Genomic DNA, 21,372 nt, shown 5'->3' on the forward strand with positions numbered 1-21,372 from the left:
CAATATGAGCTACGATCAGAACATCACACTCGGCGGAATGTTCGACATCGGTCTTGCCGCACGGCGCGAAGTGCTTGGTGCTGCCTATGTCGACAAGTCGATGCAGTCGACCAATGACTTCATGATGTCGTTCCAGCACATCACCACCGAATGGTGCTGGGGCTATGCCTGGAATCGTCCGGGCCTCGATCGCAAGACCCGCAGCATGCTGAACCTCGCAATGCTGACTGCCCTGAACCGCGCGCCGGAAATCAAGCTGCATACCCGCGGTGCGATCACCAATGGCGTCACGGTCGACGAGATCAAGGAAGTATTGCTGCACGCCACGGTCTATTGCGGCATCCCGGCCGGCCTCGATGCCTTCAAAGCCGCCAACGAAGTGCTCAAGGAAATGGGTAAGGTGGAGTAAGCCGCCGGCCTAACAACGACACCTCAAACGCAAGTTCAACAGTCCGCTTGATCTGCGCAAGATCAGGCGGACTTCGTTATTCGCGGCGATGATACGCACAAGAGCAATTGGCGCAGATATCTACGCCGGACGCTTCTGTTGTACCCATGCCAGTCCCGCAAACTCAGGCAGCGGGCTTGGATGCCGCTGGTGCTCCCTGAGCCTGGGGCTCGGTTGTGGCCTTGGCGAGCGCGTTCCTGAGCGCCTGCTCCTTGGCATCGTCCAGGGACGTCTTCAGCACAGTGCCGCCGGCGTCCTGAATTTCCTTGAGCACCTTGTCTGCAGTGATGCTCTTGATGAGAACGAACAGCGTCGCATTTCCCGGCTGAAGGTTTGCCGATAGCTCCTTCATGAAGTCGTCGTTGATGCCGTAATCCGTCAGTGCGCCGCCCAATGCACCGGATGCGGCGCCCAGTGCTACGCCGAGAAGGGGATTCAGGAACAGCACGCCGATCAATAATCCCCAGAAGCTGCCGGAGGCCGCGCCGGCCATGGTGGTATTCATCAGCTGGTTCAGCTTCACGGGGCCGGCTTCGGTTTTCACCGCGATAACGGCATCGCTGATCGTGATCAGATATTCCTTCTGCAGCTTGAACAGACGCTGCCGCACCTCTTCGGCTTTTGCCTCGGATGGATAGATGATCGCAACGAGATCTGACATTTCCAATCCTCCTGACTAAGAGATTTCTATTCCGCCACGTGGTCTGCGTCGTTGATGGTTCCTTCTGCGGCTATGCTGCCTTGGTTCTCAGCTGCCATGCGTAAGCGAGCCACGCCAGACCGTGAGAGATCATGTCGACGGCCAGCAGAGAGCCGAGGACCCACAGGCCTGTCCTGGGAAAACCTGTCAGAATAACCAGACCTGCCAGAACGCCGAACAGTCCTGAAGCCAGCATGATCCGGCCCCCTTTGCTCCAGCGGCTAAATCCGAGCAGCGCGCGAATGACGCCGGAAACCAGCAGCAATATACCGAGGACATAGGTGAGGATGATTGCGCTGGCGACGGGCTGTTGCACCAGAACGATGCCGAATGCGACGTAGAGAATGGCGAGGAGGATCTGCCACAGAAATCCTCCCCATCCCTTGGTCCAGAACGCATGGATCATTTCGAACACGCCAGCGGCAATGGCCGTCCAGCCGATGAACAGCGTGCTGATGACAGTGGCGAGAACGACATCGCCGAGGATCAGGAGCCCGGCCAAAATCAGAACGATGCCAAGCAGTACGCATATCCAGAACGGCGGGGAAGACAATCCGGTGACGCTTACCGAGGAACTATTGCCATACGTCGTCATCTTGTCCTCCCGCTCCTGCGCTGCTTTTGCGCTATGATTTGAGGCCGCTCGTGTCACCGCGCATGCGCTTCATACCATCAGCGCCAAGCGCAGACGCGGCGACCATGGCGCCACCAACACACACGGCGACGACGTCGCCACGATCGATGCGGGTGGTGAAGGACCCTGCGTGGCGGCCGGCCTGCCACAACCACCTGGGCGTTTTCGGTGAGGGGCTCCAACTTGTTGGCAAGGTCTTTCTGCAGCGGGATTGGCGCGGCCTTGACAGTCGTCAGAAAGACGCTCGTGCCAAGCCCCGTGGCGACCGCGCTGAACAGAAGGCCCTGCAAGAGGTTTCGCCGATCCATCGCTTCCATAGAACTTCTCCTTTCAAGAATAGAAAAGGAACGTCAGGGGATATAAGGGGGCACCGGAACTGCACGGCAGAGCCGATAATCGTAGCGACTCCGAATGGCGACGGCATCGCAAGATCAACGGTGAGGCGCGGACGTGCATGGGCCCGCAAATGGCGGCCGCGAATGATAGTTCACCCATGAAAGCTGTTGTGAAGCGGCGATGGGTTTCAGGCGCCAGCCCTTGAACAGTCTCCGACCAGGTCGATTGCCCAGTCGGGACATCAGGCCGTTCAGCCTGTGTTGCGATCGATTGCGAGTCCATGGGACTCCGTTCCGGCTTTTTATCAGCCTGATTTTTGATATCGCACGGGGCGAATGGATATTACCAAAGGCGTAGTCCGTCAATCAGAACGGGAAGATGCGCTCGATATGGGTATGCCTCGCTGTCTCAATTTTCAGAAGTCTTGAACCGCCTAATTAGATCTGCATGCCGCAACATGTTCGAGAAATTGAGTGATATTTTCAGTGACCTGTCTCTATTTGCCGCGCTCATCTCTCGCCATGCCTCGGTAATTACATCATACGAGCGGTGATGTTGCATCGGGTCAAACCCTGACGCGCGCGGATGTCGTCGAAGACGTGATAGCGTTACTCTCGTGACGGGATTGGGCCTGCTCACAAGAGGCGATGTCATGAAGAGAGGGGATGCGGGAGAAGATAAGCCAGCGAAGGAGCGGAACAGGGAAACGATCGACCCGCGTAGGGGCGATATCGAGGACGATGCCGCCAGCCCTGAACAGCGAACCCTGCTCTCGATGGCCGGGAGCCTGCTTGTTGAAGTCAGTCTGCCGAAGCTCCTGTTTGCCTGGACAGTATCGTTGTTATTGCCGGCGGTGTCGTTGGGTCTCGCGGCATTGGTTGCTTCTGCCTGGCTCTCAACTCTGTCGGACAAGGTGCTCGTCCTGACCGAGATCGGCGCGCTGCTGGTGGCAATCGGGATTGTCGCGCTGGGGTGGATCGGCTGGAAGCCTCTGTTTCGGTTCGCCGAGGTCAACTTCTGGTCTCTTAACGCGCTTGCCATCCAGCCGGGATATGTCTTCGGCCGTGAAGGGCTACAGCATCTGACGGAGAAGGTGCTGGGAAGACATCTGACCGTGCATGGAAGAGCGCGGCTCCGCGCGGTGAATTCGGCCGCGGCAGGAATCGCCATCTCCATCTGCGCTGTAGCGGTTGCGATGTGGGCGTGGCCAGCCTCGCGCTGGACAGGAGGCCTTGAAGATCTTGGTGTTCCTCATCGTTTGATCATTCCAATGCTGGCAAATGCCGCAGTCTTGATATGCGGCTATCTTGCCGGCGCATCGCTTGTCTGGGGTCTGGCCGATGCCCGTATGGCGCAGCCGGTGGACATTGTCGCGTTCGATGCAGCGCCGGCGCATGCCAGGATCTGGCGTGTGGCTCATTTGTCGGACCTCCATGTGGTCGGCGAACGATACGGTTTTCGCATTGAAAGCGGGCGTGCCGGACCGCAGGGAAATGAGCGTCTGCAGCAGGTGATGGCGCGGCTAGCCGCCATTCACGCCGTTGATCCGCTCGACCATGTGCTTGTCAGCGGCGATATGACCGATGCCGGACGGGCGACTGAATGGGCGGAGTTTCTGGACGTCCTGTCGCGATACCCGGACCTCGCTGCGCGCATGTTCGTACTGCCCGGAAATCACGACATCAATATCGTGGACCGGGCGAATCCGGCACGGCTGGATCTCCCGTTCAGCCCGGGTAAACGGCTGCGGCAGGTCCGCACGCTTTCGGCCATCGCTGCCATTCAGGGCGATCGCGCGTTTGTTGTGAAAGACGGAAAAGGTCATACAACGACACTCAACGACGTGCTGGCGCCGTATCGCCGTCAGATGGCCGATTTCGCGGATCTCGGTGGTCTGCAGCGTGCAGCCCGGTTACGTGGGGTCTTCGATGACTTGTATCCGATGGTGGTTCCGCCTCTGGAGGAGAATGGACTCGGCATAGCGCTACTCAATTCCAATGCTGAAACACATTTCTCCTTCACCAATGCACTTGGCCTCGTCTCGATCGAGCAGACCCGCCGGCTGGAGGCCTTTATCGCTCAGTTCCCGAAAGCGCGCTGGATAATCGCATTGCATCATCACCTGATGGAGTATCCGATGCCAGTGACCGCGTTCGCGGAACGCATCGGAACGGCCGTGATCAACGGCAGCTGGTTTGTACGTCGGCTGGAGGCCTTTGCCGATCGGGCCGTCGTCATGCACGGACATCGCCATATCGACTGGATCGGCACCTTTGGATCGTTGAAGGTCATTTCGGCGCCGTCACCGGTCATGGGCGCTGCTGATGCGGCCAGCACGCACTTCTATATTCACAGGCTTGCGGCAGGGCCGGGTGAGCAGCTTTGCTTGCTTGAGCCGGAGCGGATCGACGTGCTGGCGGGCGCGCTTGACCGTGCGGATGCAGCGGAGGATACGACCGCAAGGCCATCGATCGCGTAATGCTGCTACTCGCAATCGTCTGCGGAAATGTATCGACCAGAAGAACCGCGCCGAGCCGTATCGCGTCGTAACTATTCGAATCGAAATCGAGTCAGCTTGTGAGTTGTGCCTGACGTGGCGATCTTGCGGCGCTGAATAGCGACTGCCATATTCTCGCGCAGAAAGTGGAGGCTCCCATGATCAAGAAGGCCCTGCTTGGACTTTTCGGTGCATCCCTTTTGCTTTGCGTTTCATCGCTGCCGGCTTTCTCTGCGGCATTCAGGGCAGGAACGCTGACATGTATGAGCACCCCCCGGATTGGATTGATTATCGGTTCACGTCAGACGCTGCGATGCGTGTTCAGGGTACGAAATGCGTCACGGCAGTACATCTATGAGGGAACGGTGCGCCGTATCGGCCTGGATCTCGGGGTGACTCCGTCGAGCGCGCTGGTCTGGCGGGTCTTCGCCCGAAACTCACAGGTCGGTCGGGGTACGCTCCGTGGAAATTACGTCGGAGCGAGTGGGAGTGTTGCGTTTGGCCCGGGTCTGGGCGCGAATGTTCTGCTCGGGGGATCTCGCAGGACCGTGATGCTCCAGCCACTGTCGCTTGAGCGCCAGATAGGCGTGAGCCTTGCCGCGGGAATAGCGACGCTGACGTTACGCTAGTGGTGGCGCCAGCTATCTTCATAGTTCCGTGGAGCCAAGCCAACGACATCACGCGATGCAGGATCGTGGTCCGCCAGCCGTGGAAACCGCTAGTTTAATCCTGTCACTCAACTGATTTCTGTTGCCGGCGCAGCCGCAATTGTCGCTCGCTCGGAGGTCGCGGCATGGCGTGCAAGCGTGGTCGCCCTCTGCGGTGCAGTGTCTGTCCTTGAGGTTGCCGCGGTTGTTCTACGCTGAGCGGTGACGCTGGTGTCTTCAGGCGGTTGGTGCGGACATCGTCCCGAATTGCTTCAGAATCCAGCCTTTGACCACGCTCGACGGAGTCGCGAGGGTCTGCAGTTGCAGAGAACGCAGCGCACAAGAAAATCAACCCTGAACCTGCCGCAGCAATAAAGTGCTTCATGATATCTCCTGTTGAGGATCGCTCCGAACGGAAACTCTTAAATGAGAAAGCTGCGCATCTCCATGGGGCCTAACGTAGCTTCCTGGTTTGTCAGATCCGCTAATCGTCGCTTAGCCCAAGGCGTCGGCGAGCCGCCTCGATGTCCGATGTGTCTTCGTCCGATGCGTCTTTGTGATCGGGAACCGGATCGCCTGGCGAGGCGGGCCGTGAAGACTTCGTTCGCTCAGATCGACGCGTATCCGTCCGGAGCGACCAGAAAGCCATGGCAAGGCCGATCACGAAGACCACAACCAAAATCAGAAAGAGCGCCGATTGCTTGATCCAGGAGATCGCGGGAACTGCCAGAGCCATCGAGAGGCCGAGAAAGCCCATTTGCAGCGACATAAGGTTCAGGCCGGCGAGAAAGGTGCCGAGCGCCAGCAACATCAGAAGCACGAGACTCGTCGCCGGCGCGGGCAGAAGCTGTTGAACGCCCGCCAGCAGCATGATGTTCATCGTAACAAGAACCGCGATCCAGTGAAGCGCTTGCGTCCATACCAGTCGAACCCGAGCCTGCCTGTCATCGCGCTCAGTCCATTCGGTTACGACGCATACAACGCCAATTGCGAGGGCAAGGAACTCCCAATAGCCAATGAGCGGTTTGCCTGAAAAATTCGTATAGGCCACGCCCGCGATTGCGAGCGCGAGGATCGCGAGAAAGGGGAGCTGCCTGAGGACGATACTTCTCGTTCTGAAGCGAATGTCCTCAGTATCCCGGCTCGGCGGCAGGTCCAGTTCACTCATCGGCGATCCAGTCGTAATTCTGTCCGCTGTCGCGAATTCCGAAACGGCGCTGCCTCCTTCAAAAAGCTAGCCTAAGCTTCTGTGAGGCCGATGCGATATCGGATGATCACCTTAGTGGACTTAGGGGATTTCCCGATGAGCTCGCAGATGCCAATTCGTTTCCCGCCTGGGTGAGGCGTCGCTGGACGCAACAAACGCGGCGCAATCGGCGTTCCCTAATCTGGATTTGCATCTCGCCCTAGGGGAAACACCTGATTGTACTGGTGGCAGCGTCAATGATCTGCTGGGATTTCTCGGCTCGTCGGACGTTCCCTGCGACGGCCGCGCCAGCACGCTGTGTTGCTCGAAGACGATCGAGAAAGGCTATGAGAAACCGTTCGACCGAAGTGGCACAAGTCGGGCGAATAGAAATGAAGCTTCGCAAGGTATCGCAGCTCTTCGATACGCTCGATCCGTCTCCGTTCCGCGAGACTGATCTCGCGCTACAGGCTGAAGATTATATCGTTGATCGCGCGCTGGAGTTTTCCGACCGTGTCCCAATTAAAATCGTCATCTATCTGCCGCCTGACGAACTGCGGAAAACGCATGTATCCGATATCGCAGCCGCGGTCAGATACTACTTTGGCCTTCGAAGCCAGGCCGTCTCACGTGAACTGAGCGAGTTGTTCAAGACCGGCCGGCTGTCACTCGTCGTCGGAATGGTGATCCTTTTCATTTGCCTCTTGCTCGGCTGGGTCTTCGCTCAGCGAATGACGGAGGGACCGTTTTCAAGGGTTCTGTCAGAGAGCTTTCTTATTCTGGGCTGGGTTGCGATCTGGAAGCCTTCGGAAATCTTTCTTTACGCCTGGCCACCCGTTGCAGCTCGCAGAAAACTCTTTGACCGGCTTTCCAGGGCGGCTGTTCTGCTCGATGAGAACGACACCGTGTTGTCGACTGCAGAAGGTGCAAACGGATAGCCGGAACGATCTCGGAGGGACCAGGAAACGGTGCCCTTCTATTGCTGCGCCAATACCGGTCCTTCTTCATTCGACCGATCGTCTTCGAGCGTCAGGTTCAATAGAAAAATGGGAACATCATCCAATCCATCCGATCAGAAGCTCTCGCGCGGCGCGTTGATTGCGCTCGTGGTCGGCTCGATGGTCGGCTCCGGGATCTTTGCATTACCATCGGCATTCGGTCGCGCCACGGGCGGTCTCGGCGCCCTGATTGCCTGGTGCATCGCCGGCACCGGAATGCTGATGCTCGCTTTCGTCTTTCAGACGCTGTCCCGGCGTCGGCCCGATCTCGATACGGGCATTTTCGCCTATGCTGAAGCTGGCTTCGGTGACTATGCCGGCTTTGCATCTGCGGCCGGTTACTGGATCGGATGCTGCCTTGCCGATGTTGCGTGTCTTGTGCTGATCAAAGCGACATTGGGACAGTTCTTTCCGGTGTTTGGCGACGGCACCACGCCCGTTGCGATCGTGGCCGCTTCGTTGCTGCTCTGGAGCGTTCATATCCTTATCCTCCGGGGCATCAAGGAAGCTGCTGCGCTCAATACGATTGCGACATTCGCGAAGATGATACCGATACTCCTGTTCATCGTCGTTGCCGCTTTTGCGTTCAAGGCCGACGTCTTCGCGCTCAATTTCTGGGGCGGTGAGGAGCCGAGCTTTGCCAGTGTGTCGAGCCAGGTTCGCAACACGATGCTCGTCACCGTATTCGTGTTTGTGGGGATCGAAGGAGCAAGCGTCTACTCGCGCTATGCAAGGGACCGCAATGATGTTGGGATCGCGACGGTTCTGGGTTTTCTCGGTGTGCTCGCTTTGCTTGTCCTGGTCACCATGCTGTCCTATGGAATTCTGCTGCGCCCGGAGCTGAGCGCGCTCGCGACACCCTCGATGGCAGGCGTATTGGAAGCGATCGTTGGACCCTGGGGCAAGGTATTCATCAGCATCGCTCTGCTGATCTCCGTGCTTGGAAATTATCTATCCTGGTCATTGCTCGCCGCCGAGGTTCTCCATTCCGCAGCCGTCAGTGGCACGATGCCGCGCTTCCTCACGCGCGAGAACGTCAATAAAGTGCCCGCAGGGGCGCTGTGGCTCACCAACTGCCTGATCCAGCTTTTCCTGCTCGTCACCTATTTTGCTGAATATGCCTTCACGCTGGCATTGAAGATGACGAGTTCAATGACGCTCATTCCCTATCTGTTTGTCGCTGCATATGCACTTAAACTCGCATGGACCGGTGAAACATATCAGGCGGAGCCACGTAGCCGCGCTGTCGACTGGGTGCGCGGTGCGCTTGCCACTATTTACGCGGCTGTGATGATTTACGCAGGCGGTCCCACCTTCCTGCTGCTTTCGGCACTTCTCTATGCACCGGTCACGATCCTGTTCGTGATCGCGCGGCGGGAACAGAAAGCGACGGTCTTTGCGTCTCCCGAGGGAATCTTGTTCGGAGCGATCCTCGTGGCAGCTGCCGCTGGCCTCTACAATCTGGCGATGGGCAATATTTCCATCTAGTCGGAGTTTCCCGCCTCTACCTAAGGTCAGGACCGTCGTTCAGGTTATCTCCCAGGCAGTCCTCTACATAGAGCCGAAGAACGGCGACGCGCCCGATCGCGAATAGCGGCATCGCAAGCGCAATTCCCAGGACGCCGAACAGAGAGCCGAGCAGGACGATGGCGACCAGCGTCCATGCGGGGGGCAGCTCCACCGCGCGCCGCTGAATAAGCGGGCCGATCACATAGCCCTCGATGGATTGAATAACGGTGTAGATCCCGATGGCCCAGATCACCATCGAGGGACCAAGCGGCATTGCCACCAATCCCACGGGGATACTGGCCAATATCGGCCCGAGATAAGGCACGAAGTTCGACAGACCGGCCTGCAGGCCAAGCAGAAAGGCGCTTGGAAGCCCGAGCAAATAGAGCGCCAGCCACACGCAGGCGGTCATCAGGACGATCCGGATCAATTGCCCCATGAGCCATGAGCGCAGCACGGCGCCCATTTCATCCAGAACAGAGCGCATGCGCTCACGCGAGGAGGGCTTGACCAGCAATACGACACCGTCGCGATAGGCCTGCGGATCGAGCGAAAAGAGAAGGCCGAGAAATATGATGACGAGCGTATTGGCAAGAAAGCTTGAGGCGGTCCCGACGGCCGATTGAGCGTGGCCAAAGAGCTTGTCGTGATCGGGAAACCAGCGGGAGAAGTCGCGCCCTCCGTCCGGGCCGAACAGATCCACGCCAAAAGCCAGAAGACGTTGTTGCAGGACATCCAGTTGTGCGTCCATGACGCGCATCAGGATCCGGGCCTGCTCGGGGATTTTTCCAATCCCCCATATTGTCCCGAGCACGATCACTGCAGTCAGGATGACGATCACGATGGCTAGCCGCCACGCGCGCCCGATCGGAATGTATCGACCAAGCGACCGAGCGCAGGCGTCGAGAAGTGATGCAAGCAAGATCGCCGCAAATATGATGAGAAGGCTGGACGACGCGCGCCATGCGAGGAAGATGCCGCTGGCAACACCCAGAATAACGAGTGCCCCCCCGAGGGTCAGCCGCCGGCCGGCGTTCGCGCCTGCCGTCGGAAGATCCCGACTTCGAACGTCCTTGGCTAGGATGGCTTGATCCACTCTCGGCTCAGGCATGGTCCCCCACATTTTCCATAGCAACTAGGGTCCAATCAGTTTCATGCGAATTGCATACCGGACCAGTTCGGCAGTGGAGGAAACTCCAAGTTTACGCATGGCGGATGCGCGGTGGGCCTCGACAGTTTTCACGCTGAGATTCAGTACCGTGCCGACGGACTTGTTGGTGTGTCCTTCGGCGATCAGCTGGACAACGTTTTGCTCGCGTAACGACAGCAGGACTTTCGATTTGTCCCTCTTGCTGGCCAGGTAGTCGTGAAGCAATTTTTCCACGACCACACCGGTGAAGTAAGGCCGGTGATTGAGTAATGCGTCGATCGCTGCAATGAGATGATGTCGCGCATCTGACTTTAACAAGAAGCCTCGTACCCCTGCCAGGAGGGATTCGGTGAGGATTTCATTGCTTTCATGCATTGTCAGGATGAGCACCTCCGTCCGCGGGTAATGCAACTTGATCTGACGGCTCACCTCCAGACCATTCAGGACGGGCATGGAATAGTCGACAATTGCTATATCGGGCTTCAACTCCCTGATCATGGCGACCGCAGCCCTGCCATCGCTCGCTTCTCCGCTCACCGCCCAGTCCGCACGGCTTTCGACGATCGCGCGCAATCCGGATCGCACGACTTCATGATCGTCTGCAATCAAGATCTGCTTCACAGTGCCGTTCCCATTCGTTGGAACCACTGGCCATATCCAATTGACGAAAGCAGCTCGCTAGAACGACCGCCTCGAAATGATATGCGTCACGACTGCCAATTCCGTGAAGGCCGTCGATTACGTTTGCGCAATCAAGCTTCTACTAGATTATTTCGTACGGCGTACCGAACCAGACCTGCAGTTGATTTTACGTTGAGCTTGCGCATCGCGGCAGCTCGGTGGGTCTCGGTCGTCTTGATACTCAAATTCAAGGTCTCGCTTACACGCTTATTGCTGTAACCCTCGGCAACCAGTTTAACGATTGTCTTCTCGCGCGGCGAAAGCGATCGGCCTGTGCCAATATTTCCGTCGGATGATCCGACCATTGTGCCGCAAGTCTCGCCGGCATGAAACGATCTGTGATGCATCAGTGATTCAACGGCCGCCAGGAGCATTTTGTTGGCATCGGATTTTCGCAGGAATGCGCGAACGCCAACTTGAGATGCCTGTAGCTCGAGCGCGATCGAGTCGTGCATCGTGAAGATGAGCACCTCTGTTGCGAGTTTGCACTCCTTCATCCGCCTCGCGACCTCGATGCCGGTCATGAATGGCATCGAATAATCAACGATAGCGACATCCGGCTGCTTCTCGATGGCGCAAGCGACAGCTTCTTTACCGTCGCGGGCCTCGCCAACGACCTCCCATCCGGGACGTCGTTCCAGAACTGCACGAATTCCAGCCCGCACCGCGTCATGATCATCGGCTATCATAATCTGCTTCATGGTCCTCAGTACTCCGATGTCATTTCCTTATGGGCGGCAAAATACTTTCATCGAGAAGATCCAGCCCTTGGAGTTCGTTGCCCTCGCTGAGCGTCAAATTGCTGCATCCGTTAGCTGACCTTTAGCCATGCGACGGTCGGATCTTCGCCGATCCTCGGCCGCCCTGGTGGATATCTGCTGGTTTGTTTCCTTTGCGCGAGATGGCTCGTGGAATAGTCGCGTACACTGTGGTCCCGCTCCATGCCGCTGTGGATGACGAGTGGATCTCAAATGTGCCTCCCATCTGATCCAGTCTCGCTCTCATGGCCGGAATTCCAACACCAAGCGGCACTGCTTTATGGCGATCTCTCGCCTGAGAAATCGGCATTCCGCAGCCATTATCGCTAATCCGAAGCGTGACGTTGGTGTCTGTGGCCTTGATCGAGATAGTCACCTGCGTCGCTTTCGCGTGCCTGAAGACGTTCGCGAGCGCTTCCTGGACAACTCTCAGCAATGAGCGCTGCGTTTCGTTAGGCAATGCGTCGACCGCAGCATCGATCTTGAGACGCGTTTCCAGCGATGTCCGCGATGAAAGCCCCACCACAAACTCCTCGATCGCCGACTTCAATCCGCCGTCGAGCAAATTCTGGGGATGCAGGAGGTAGGTGAAAGCCCTGATTTCCCTAAGAGCCTCACAGATCGACGCGTCGATCTCATCACAAATTTTTATAGCGCTGCCGATGCCAGAAACGGCGCACCTCATTCGCATCATATTCAAACTTGCGGCCAGCAGATGCTGGCAAGTCGAATCGTGAAGGTCTGATGCAATCCGCTGCTGCATATCTTCTTGCAGCGCCAAAAGCTGGATACCAAGGCCTGATTTGCCAAGTTTCGATTTTGTTCGTGCACTAGCGCTGCCGTTGAAAGTGTCGTGAACCACGATCTTTTCCCGAACGTGAATTCGACACGAGTCGTCTACGTGAGCCTTGTGGGCCATCATGTAGTCCGATGCATCTTGGATCGAGTGGCGAGTAACCACTAAGGTTAAATGCCATCGTTCTCTTGCGCGAAGTTATCCTTACTAAATACCCTTGATTGAATCGGCGTCAAGTAAGATGTCGCCAGATCGTCCGATGTCGCGACTGACTATACTCAGTCTCAAAATATACGAAGTAACAATAGAAGTAATTTCAGTTAATTGCCGCGTTTGCTTTGCACAAGGAACCTTGTCGTCTTCAACAGGGCGCATGAATCCCGCTACGGTTTGAGAGCGTCCAGCAGCGCGTCAGAGAATCGTTGGTGCGATCAGTAGTTTCCCCGATACCGGGTAGATATCCGCACCCCCAGAATAGTTTGAGTCATAGAAGAATTGGCGGGCAAGCGATCACGCAGGCAGAAGCCAGTTACCTGCTTTTGCAAGATGGTCGCGAATCTGGTGTGCAATTTTGCTCAGCGAGGGTTTCTTTATGCCTGCGTATGCGCGTCATGCCTACCTATGTCGAGTTACACGATATCGGACGATTATAATTATTCTAACAATTGTGCCGGCGTTTCTGCTGACGGCGTGCGGCAGAGAGTCTGATGAAGCCGCTCCAGTCGTGCGGCCCGTGCGTACAGTCACTGTTGCGAAGAGCATTGCGGGCGCGCCGCTTTCATTCACCGGCCGTATCGAAGCGGAAGACGAGGTGGCGCTGGCATTTCGCATCTCGGGCCGACTGATCGAAAACAACGGGAAAACCGGAGATCGGGTTCAGCCCGGTCAGGTCATCGCGCGGCTTGAATCCCAGAATGAGTTGAACACGTTGCGCCAGGCCCAGGCGGCAGTCGCGGCCGCGCAGGGGCAGCTGACCCAGGCACGCAATCACTTCGATCGTCAGCAGACGCTGCTTGCACAGGGCTGGACCACCCGCGTCAACTACGACCAGGCAACGCAGGCGCAACAAACCGCTCAATCGCAGGTCGATGCCGCCGAGGCCCAGCTCAAGACGGCACATGATCTGGTGAGCTTTACCGAGCTGAAGGTGGACGCACCGGGCGTCATAACCGCTGTCGGACCTGGCGCTGGAGAAGTTATCCAGGCCGGGCAAATGATTCTCAGGCTGGCGCGGCAAGATGGCCGCGATGCAGTCTTTGACGTACCGGCTCAATTTTTCCGATCGGCACCGAGCGATCCGCAAATAGCCGTCAGCCTGACGGACGATCCCGCGGTGACGGCTCACGGTCGTGTCCGTGAGGTCGGCGCCCAGGCCGATCCCGTCACGCGCACCTTTGAAATCAAGGTTGGCCTGACGGATCCGCCGCCGGCCATGCGGCTTGGCGCGACCGTCGTGGGGCGCATGGAAATGGATGCCGTCCCCATGATCGAGATCCCGGCATCGGCATTGACGAGGGCCAATCAACAGCCCGCAGTCTGGATTGTCGATCCCGCGAGTCGCACGGTTTCTATCCGAAACGTGGACGTCTTGCGCTTCGAGCAAGCGCAGGTCGTGGTGTCTCAGGGACTCGACACGGGGGAGGTCATCGTGACCGCGGGTGTGCAGGCGCTGCACCCCGGCCAGAAAATACGTCTTCTTGGGTCAGAGCAATGACCGGCTTCAACCTCTCGGAATGGGCACTTAAGCACCGTTCCCTGGTGGTTTATGTCATGATTGTTGCCGTTATCTTCGGTGTCCTGTCCTACTTCCGCCTCGGTCGCAGCGAGGACCCGTCATTCATCATCAAGACGATGATCGTTCAGGCGGCATGGCCCGGAGCAACGGTTGAGGAGACCGTCAAACAGGTCACCGAGCGCCTCGAGCGCAAGCTGCAGGAAACACCGCATCTGGACTTCCTGCGCAGTTTCACGCGGGCAGGCGTCACCACGATCTTCGTCAACCTGCAGGGGAACGCGAACGCCAAACAAGTCTCCGACACCTGGTATCAGGTCCGCAAGAACATTGGTGACATCCGCCATACGCTGCCGGCAGGGGTGGTCGGACCCGGGTTTAACGATGATTTCGGCGATACGTTCGGAATTATCTATGGCTTCACGAGCGACGGTTTCACGCACCGCGCGCTTCGCGACTATGTAGAAGACGTCCGCTCGAAGCTTCTTCTAGTCCCCGACGTATCGAAGATCGAGTTGCTGGGAGCTCAGGACGAGCGGATCTTCGTTGAATTCTCGATGAAGGAACTGGCAAGCCTTGGCATCGACCGCACGGCACTGCTGTCCGCTCTCCAGACGCAGAATATCATAAGGCCAGCCGGCACGATTCAGACGGGCGACGAGACACTATCGCTTCGGGTGTCAGGCGCATTTCAGTCCGAGCAGGATGTTGCTGACATCAATTTCGTTGCTGGCGGGCGCATGATCCGCCTGAGCGACATTGCTCGGATTACGCGCGGCTATTCCGATCCGCCGCAGCACCTCTTTCGCGTCAACGGCGAGCCAGCCATCGGCCTGGCCATCTCGATGCGTGACGGCGGAGACATTCTCGCGCTCGGAAAGAGTCTCAAGCGGGCGATGGCTGCTATCACGGCGGATCTTCCGATTGGCATCGAACCGAAGCTCATCGCCGACCAAGCTGTCACGGTCGAGAGCGCCATCTCCGAATTCATGATGTCATTGCTGCAGGCAATTGCCATCATTCTCGTGGTGAGTTTTATCAGCCTTGGCGTGCGCCCGGGCCTGATCATTGCGCTGTCCATACCGCTGACACTCGCCATCGTCTTCCCGATCATGAAGCTTGCGGGAATCGATATGCAGCGCATATCGCTCGGTGCACTCATTATCGCCCTCGCGCTCCTCGTCGATGATGCGATGACCACCACGGATGCCACCCTGAACCGGCTGGCTGAAGGCGACGACAAGGTCCAGGCCGCCAGCTTTGCCTTTCGCACCTACGCGTTCGCCATGCTGGCGGGAACACTGGTGACCATCGCGGGCTTCGTGCCCGTCGGTTTTGCCGCGAGTTCTGCGGGAGAATACACGTTCTCCCTCTTTGCCGTTGTCAGTATCGCCCTGATCGTCTCCTGGTTCGTTGCTGTGATCTTCGCTCCGCTGATGGGCGTTGTCATCCTCAAGCCGCCGAAGGAACGCAAGACGGACGCCCCCGGCAGAGTTTTCAGGTGGTATCGCGGCTTCCTGATATTCGCCATGCGGGCGAAATGGCTGACCATCGCGCTCTCGCTGGTTCTTTTCGTCGGTTCGTTTCTTCTTCTCCCGTTCATCCCCCGGCAATTCTTCCCGTCGTCCGATCGTCCGGAGTTGCTCGTCGATATCAGCCTGCCGCAGAACGCATCCATCTATGCCAGCCAGACAGCCGCACAGAAATTCGATGCCGCCCTGAAGGGCGACCCGGATGTTGCGCGCTGGAGCACCTATGTGGGCCGCGGTGCTATCCGGTTCTACCTTCCGCTCAATGTTCAGCTGCCAAATGATTTCTTTACCCAGTCAGTGGTCGTCGCAAAGGATGTCGCAGCGCGTGAACGTATCCGCGCAAAGCTGGAGACGCTTCTGGCGAATGATTTTCCCAATGCGATTACACGGGTCTCGCCTCTTGAGCTTGGGCCGCCGGTCGGCTGGCCCGTCCAATATCGCGTCAGTGGTCCTGACGCAGGCACGGTGCGCGAAATTGCGTTCAAGCTTGCGCAAGTCATCGCCGCCAATCCCAAGGCGAATGGCGTCAATTTCGACTGGATCGAGCCGGCAAGGCAGGTGCGTATTCGGGTCAATCAGGACAAGGCCCGGTTGCTCGGGCTGAGTTCTCAAACCCTGGCAGGCGTGCTGAACACGGTCATATCAGGCACCACGGTCACCCAGGTTCGCGATGATATCTATTTGATCGATGTCGTTGCGCGCGCGGTCGATGACCAGCGCGTCTCGTTGCCCAACTTGCGCAATTTGCAAGTTCCGCTGCCAGGCGGGCAGACGGTTTCGCTCAGCCAGTTTGCAACTTTCGAATACGAGCAGGAATATCCCCTGATCTGGCGGCGTGATCGTGTCCCGACCCTCACGGTGCAGACGGATATCACCGCCGGTGCAATTCCGGAATCCGTCGTCAATTCGTTGACGCCGGCCATTGCCGCACTCTCGAAGACCATTCCAGGATCCTACAGGATCGTGGTTGGGGGCACGGTCGAAGAAAGTCAGAAATCGCAAGCGTCGGTCATCGCCGTTGTGCCGGTGATGCTGCTGATCATGTTTACGGTCCTCATGATCCAGCTCCAGAGCTTTCAGCGGCTGTTTCTCGTCCTGAGCGTGGCGCCCCTTGGGCTCATCGGCGTGGTCGCCGCCCTTCTGCTGTCAGGCCGACCGCTCGGGTTTGTCGCGATTCTGGGCATTCTCGCGCTGCTCGGCATGATTGCAAAAAATGCGGTGATCCTGATCGGTCAGATCGACGCCGAACGCGACGAAGGGAAAAGCGTGTGGGACGCCGCGCTGGATGCCTCAAGCTCTCGTTTTCGCCCGATCATGCTGACGGCCGTGTCGACCGTGCTCGGCATGATACCGATCGCCCCAACGGTGTTCTGGGGACCGATGGCTTTTGCGATCATGGGTGGGCTGTTGGTTGCGACGGTTCTCACTCTGATCTTTCTGCCCACATTGTATGTGGCATGGTTCGGGGGAAAAGAGAGGGCGCCGGAGCCGCTCCGATCGGCGCAAGCATAGTCAGATCGTATCTGTTTCACGCCGGACGCTTCGGCACTTAGGGTAACTCCCGGTCTTCAACCTAGGGCATCACCCGATATCGTGGTGCGTCCCGAATGTGCTCTTCTTTCCAGTAGTTGATGTTGGAAGGGGACGCCGGTGCAGGACCTGATGTTGTTTACATCTGCCAGCGCCTTGCGCGCAACGGCGTGGCTCCTGCGCCAGCCCTATGAGGCTGCGCAACACAATCGGTGCGCACGCTCTTCGCGGTCAATCATTCCTCAATCCCGTCGCCGCGTCTTGCAGACCCCGGTCGCAGGTGGTCGCCTGCATGTCTCATTTGCTGCAGGCCGACTGCATCTGCACATGGGAGTGCTTTGGTCATGAGCAGTGCAGGTGACCAGAAATTGCCGCTTTGGACGCTCACGGCCATGGTGGTTGGCGGGATGGTCGGCGCTGGCGTGTTTTCGATACCGCGTAACTTTGCGCAGGCCACCGGCATCTATGGAGCGCTGATAGCGTGGGCCGTCGCGGGTGCCGGCATGCTGATGCTGGGATTTGTGTTTCAGACGCTGGCCAACCGCAAGCCGGATCTCGATGCGGGCGTCTACGCCTATGCGCGCGAGGGGTTCGGGCCCTATGTCGGCTTCTTCTCCGCCTTTGGCTACTGGGCCAGTGCCTGCGTCGGCAACGTATCCTATTGGATTCTGATCAAGTCGACGCTCGGCGCGTTGTTCCCCGCGCTCGGTCAGGGCAATACGGTCACTGCCATCGCACTATCGTCGGTCGGTGTCTGGGCGTTCCATTTCCTTGTGTTGCGCGGCGTCAAGGAGGCGGCAGCGATCAACAAGATCGTGACGATTGCCAAACTCATTCCACTGCTGTTGTTCGTCGTCCTGTCGATCTTCTTCTTCAAGCCCGACGTGTTCGTCGGCAACCTCTGGGGGGGCGCAAGCGGGGACTACGGAAATCTCTTCGCGCAGATCAAGGCGACGATGCTGGTAACGGTCTTCGTGTTTCTTGGTATCGAAGGCGCCAGCAACTACTCCCGGTTCGCGCAACGGCGCGAGGACGTCGGTATTGCGACTGTGACGGGATTTCTGGCCGTGTTGGCCTTGTTCGCGTCGGTGTCCATTCTTGCATACGGCATCCTCCCCCGCGAAGAGCTGGCGCAACTGCGTCAACCCTCGGTTGGTGGCGTGCTCGAAGCGGCCGTTGGTCATTGGGGTGCGATCTTCATTGGCATCGGCGTGATTATCTCGGTGCTCGGGGCCTATCTTGCCTGGACCCTCATGGCCGCCGAAGTGCTGTCGGTTGCGGCGAAGAGGCAAGATATGCCGGCCTTCCTGGCGCGCGAAAACGCAAACCAGGTCCCATCAATGGCGCTCCTGATGAGCACGTTGCTGGTTCAGGCTGTTCTCATCGCGACGTTGTTCTCCGACGATGCCTTCACCTTCGCTCTCTCGCTGTGCAGCCACCTGTCGCTGATTCCGTATTTCCTCTCGGCGGCGTTCGCGCTGATGCTGGTCTATCGCAAGGAGACTTACGAGACCGATCCGAGCGATCTTCGCAAGGACACGATCATCGCTGTTCTGGCGACAGCCTACACGATCTTCCTGCTGTTCGCCGGCGGCATGAAATTTCTGCTGCTTGGCTTCATCATCTACGCGCCCGGCACAATCCTGTATTTCATCACACGGAGGGAGCTCAAAAAGCAGCTCTTCACTCCGGCAGAATGGGTTCTGTTCGGCGTCGCCGTCGTCGGATGTGTTGTCGGCATCCACGGCCTCGCCACCGGCTATATCAGCATCTAGGAAATCGATGGGAGTTCATGATGGCCAGTGCAAAAAAAGTCCCGTTTGGTGTGCACTCCGAAGTTGGCCAGCTGCGCAAGGTCCTGGTCTGTGCCCCGGGTCTTGCCCATACGCGCTTGACCCCGTCCAACTGCGATCAGTTGCTGTTTGACGATGTGCTCTGGGTCGATAATGCGAAGCGCGACCACTTCGATTTCGTCACCAAAATGCGGGACCGCGGCGTCGATGTCGTTGAGATGCATAACCTGCTCGCCGAGACGCTGGCAGTCCCGGAGGGCAAGGCCTGGATCCTCGACAATCAGGTCGTGCCGAACCAGGTTGGCCTTGGCTTCATCGACGAGCTCAAAAGCTACCTGTCCGGGCTGGACAACCGAAAGCTCGCGGAAACGCTGATCGGTGGCCTGTCGACCCATGACTTTCCCGAAGCACATGGGGGCGCGGCACTCAGGATGGTCAAGGAGGCCGCGGGGGCGACTGAATATCTTCTGCCGCCGCTGCCGAACACGCTGTATACGCGCGACACGACCTGCTGGATCTATGGCGGTGTCACCCTCAACGCGCTGTACTGGCCTGCGCGACATGAGGAAACGATCCTCACCACAGCGATCTACAAGTTTCATCCCGATTTCGCCGGCAACGTCAATGTCTGGTGGGGCGACCCGACAGAGGACCATGGACTGGCCACGCTGGAAGGCGGCGATGTGATGCCCATCGGCAAGGGGGTGGTGCTGATCGGCATGAGCGAACGCACCTCACGCCAGGCGATCAGCCAACTTGCCGCGACCCTCTTTAAAAAGAAGGCCGCGGAGCGCGTCATCGTTGCGGCAATGCCCAAGATCCGCGCGGCCATGCATCTCGATACTGTTTTCACATTCGCCGACCGCGACTGCGTGCTGCTCGCGCCGGACTTCATGAATCAGACACGTACCTACTCCTATCGTCCGAGCGATCATCCGAGCGGTGTCGAGTTGCATGCCGAGAAGAAGTCGTTTGTCGGCGTTGTCGAGGAAGCGCTGGGCCTCAAGAAGCTCCGCGTGGTCGAAGCCGGTGGCAGTGACTACCAGCGGGAACGGACCCAATGGGACAGCGGCGCCAATCTCGTCTGTGCATCGCCGGGTGTCGTCTATGCCTATGACCGCAACACTTACACCAACACATTGCTGCGCAAGGAAGGCATTGAGGTGATTACGATCGTCGGCGCCGAACTCGGTCGTGGCCGTGGTGGTGGTCACTGTATGACCTGCCCGATCATCCGCGATGCCGTGGATTACTAACGCAATCGACCATTCTCTGCTCGGGGGAGCGAGATCGTGGGACTGTTAATACCGAAGCCAGCACCATCGACCGACGGAGAGTAATTGTCTGGGGAGTGTGCAATGCGTGGATCCAGAATTGTCCTGGCAGCAACAAGCTTCCTTTATGCCAGCGGGGCAGTAGCTGCCGACATAGATCTGACCGAGCTCAGAAAGGTCGAGTACACGTCGATGAGCCCGACATGGAGCGTTGTTGGATCCCTATCGCCCACCTACACGGCCAATGCCCTGTTTTCGCGCGACGACCGGCGGGGGGATTTTTACTATGAGCCCGATGTGAGCTTGCGGCTGGACGGCAAACTTGCGCCGGATCTGTCCTACCGTATTTTTGCACGTGCTCAGTTCGAAGCATTTTCCAGGGAACACGACGGCAATGCCGCCATTGCGCGTCTGGGCGCGCGGCTGACGAAGAATCTGTATGGCTGGAGAATAAGCGCCACCTACGAAAACAGATATGACTATGACGGCGTGTTTCGCGATCTCGCCTTCACCTCCCACGACGTCACCGGCGCTATCGCGCGTGATTTCAGCTTCGACAATGTCACGCTCTCGCCGCTCCTCCAACTCACTTATCGTTTCTCCGATCTCGCCGAGGCCAGGCGCTGGCGTGCCGATGCGCTGCTTGGCATCGAGGTCGAGCTGAATTCGAAATGGTCGATCGTCAGCACGCCTTTCATCGAAGCGTTCTGGTTTACAGACGGCTTGAACCGCGACCGGCAGGACCAGATCTATTCGGCGTCTCTCGGCCTGAAATACAACATCGCCAGCAACGTATCGCTCACCACGAACGTCATCTACGAGGCGCGAAACTCAAACGTGGCGCTGCGTCACTATAGAGACTGGCTGATCGGCCCACGGCTCGACTTCGCGTTTTAGCGATCAGGACACAAGAGACGATCATGCGGAATTCGATTGTGGCGGCAGGTACCGCTATTCTCTTCATCTGTACGGCATTCGCCGCCAGCGCGGAGCCGCGCGACTCCGTCGAGCGCGGCGACCGGATGGACCGGGATGCCTTGCGGGACGATGTGCGCATCGATCGTCTGAAGATTCCGCAGCATCCCATCGTCGTCGAAGAACCGCAGCAACCCGTTTACAACACGAAGAGCAAGCAGAAATCAAAGCGGAGCACGGACAGCGGTCGTTAGGG

Annotated in this window: 18 protein-coding genes; 11 read left to right on the forward strand and 7 right to left on the reverse strand. The window is 58.1% G+C overall.

Translation table 11 applies throughout. From position 1 onward, the window contains the following. Positions 1-4 precede the first annotated feature (4 nt). Positions 5-409, forward strand: a complete 405-nt coding sequence (locus AB7951_RS00165) for a carboxymuconolactone decarboxylase family protein (RefSeq protein WP_170849614.1) — start codon at positions 5-7, stop codon at positions 407-409. A gap of 163 nt (positions 410-572) precedes the next feature. On the opposite strand, the gene AB7951_RS00170 is transcribed toward AB7951_RS00165, so the two are convergent. Further along, positions 573-1,109 (reverse strand): DUF1269 domain-containing protein, encoded by a 537-nt coding sequence (locus AB7951_RS00170; RefSeq protein ID WP_120287476.1) that lies wholly within the window; start codon positions 1,107-1,109, stop codon positions 573-575. Between the two features lie 70 nt (positions 1,110-1,179). Further along, a complete protein-coding gene (locus tag AB7951_RS00175; protein WP_439062017.1) occupies positions 1,180-1,800 on the reverse strand; it encodes an HdeD family acid-resistance protein in 621 nt (206 codons plus the stop codon). Between the two features lie 970 nt (positions 1,801-2,770). On the opposite strand from AB7951_RS00175, the gene AB7951_RS00180 reads away from it, so the two are divergent. Further along, positions 2,771-4,597, forward strand: coding sequence for a metallophosphoesterase (locus tag AB7951_RS00180; protein WP_120287473.1), 1,827 nt, complete (start codon positions 2,771-2,773; stop codon positions 4,595-4,597). Between the two features lie 176 nt (positions 4,598-4,773). Then, entirely contained in the window at positions 4,774-5,244 is a 471-nt protein-coding gene (locus AB7951_RS00185) for a DUF992 domain-containing protein (protein WP_120287472.1), read from the forward strand. Between the two features lie 502 nt (positions 5,245-5,746). On the opposite strand, the gene AB7951_RS00190 is transcribed toward AB7951_RS00185, so the two are convergent. After that, positions 5,747-6,430, reverse strand: a complete 684-nt coding sequence (locus tag AB7951_RS00190; RefSeq protein WP_439066697.1) for a hypothetical protein — start codon at positions 6,428-6,430, stop codon at positions 5,747-5,749. Between the two features lie 410 nt (positions 6,431-6,840). On the opposite strand from AB7951_RS00190, the gene AB7951_RS00195 reads away from it, so the two are divergent. Together AB7951_RS00195 and AB7951_RS00200 are read left to right on the forward strand one after the other, a co-directional pair. Next, positions 6,841-7,386, forward strand: coding sequence for a hypothetical protein (locus AB7951_RS00195; RefSeq protein ID WP_439062015.1), 546 nt, complete (start codon positions 6,841-6,843; stop codon positions 7,384-7,386). Between the two features lie 108 nt (positions 7,387-7,494). After that, the gene (locus AB7951_RS00200; RefSeq protein ID WP_120287470.1) at positions 7,495-8,934 is read left to right on the forward strand and encodes a basic amino acid/polyamine antiporter; all 1,440 of its coding nucleotides are present in this window, start codon (positions 7,495-7,497) and stop codon (positions 8,932-8,934) included. Positions 8,935-8,950: 16 nt separating this feature from the next. On the opposite strand, the gene AB7951_RS00205 is transcribed toward AB7951_RS00200, so the two are convergent. The 4 genes from AB7951_RS00205 to AB7951_RS00220 all read right to left on the reverse strand — a co-directional run bounded on the left by AB7951_RS00205 (position 8,951) and on the right by AB7951_RS00220 (position 12,406). Further along, on the reverse strand, positions 8,951-10,051 hold the full coding sequence (locus AB7951_RS00205; RefSeq protein ID WP_439062014.1) for an AI-2E family transporter: 1,101 nt from the start codon (positions 10,049-10,051) through the stop codon (positions 8,951-8,953). Between the two features lie 39 nt (positions 10,052-10,090). Then, entirely contained in the window at positions 10,091-10,726 is a 636-nt protein-coding gene (locus AB7951_RS00210; RefSeq protein WP_089263530.1) for a response regulator transcription factor, read from the reverse strand. 131 nt (positions 10,727-10,857) lie between these two features. Then, the gene (locus AB7951_RS00215) at positions 10,858-11,487 is read right to left on the reverse strand and encodes a response regulator transcription factor (protein WP_120287469.1); all 630 of its coding nucleotides are present in this window, start codon (positions 11,485-11,487) and stop codon (positions 10,858-10,860) included. A 121-nt stretch (positions 11,488-11,608) separates the two neighbouring features. Beyond that, complete coding sequence (locus AB7951_RS00220) at positions 11,609-12,406, reverse strand: sensor histidine kinase (protein WP_439062013.1); 798 nt, start codon at positions 12,404-12,406, stop codon at positions 11,609-11,611. Between the two features lie 526 nt (positions 12,407-12,932). On the opposite strand from AB7951_RS00220, the gene AB7951_RS00225 reads away from it, so the two are divergent. From AB7951_RS00225 to AB7951_RS00250, 6 genes are all read left to right on the forward strand, one after another. Further along, complete coding sequence (locus AB7951_RS00225) at positions 12,933-14,054, forward strand: efflux RND transporter periplasmic adaptor subunit (protein WP_120288053.1); 1,122 nt, start codon at positions 12,933-12,935, stop codon at positions 14,052-14,054. Next, positions 14,051-17,116 (forward strand): efflux RND transporter permease subunit, encoded by a 3,066-nt coding sequence (locus AB7951_RS00230; protein WP_441255639.1) that lies wholly within the window; start codon positions 14,051-14,053, stop codon positions 17,114-17,116. Before AB7951_RS00225 ends, AB7951_RS00230 begins: the two co-directional genes overlap by 4 nt. Positions 17,117-17,478: 362 nt before the next feature. Beyond that, positions 17,479-18,909, forward strand: a complete 1,431-nt coding sequence (locus AB7951_RS00235; RefSeq protein ID WP_439062011.1) for a basic amino acid/polyamine antiporter — start codon at positions 17,479-17,481, stop codon at positions 18,907-18,909. Between the two features lie 20 nt (positions 18,910-18,929). Continuing rightward, positions 18,930-20,183 carry an arginine deiminase gene (gene arcA, locus AB7951_RS00240; protein ID WP_244528053.1) on the forward strand — a complete coding sequence of 418 codons (1,254 nt, stop codon included), beginning with the start codon at positions 18,930-18,932 and terminating at the stop codon, positions 20,181-20,183. An 84-nt stretch (positions 20,184-20,267) separates the two neighbouring features. Continuing rightward, the gene (locus AB7951_RS00245; protein WP_439062010.1) at positions 20,268-21,098 is read left to right on the forward strand and encodes an outer membrane beta-barrel protein; all 831 of its coding nucleotides are present in this window, start codon (positions 20,268-20,270) and stop codon (positions 21,096-21,098) included. Positions 21,099-21,121: 23 nt separating this feature from the next. Then, complete coding sequence (locus AB7951_RS00250) at positions 21,122-21,370, forward strand: hypothetical protein (RefSeq protein WP_439062009.1); 249 nt, start codon at positions 21,122-21,124, stop codon at positions 21,368-21,370. Positions 21,371-21,372 lie beyond the last annotated feature (2 nt).

The sequence above is a fragment of the Tardiphaga sp. 285_C5_N1_2 genome (assembly GCF_052076065.1).
Classification (GTDB): Bacteria; Pseudomonadota; Alphaproteobacteria; order Rhizobiales; family Xanthobacteraceae; genus Tardiphaga; species Tardiphaga robiniae.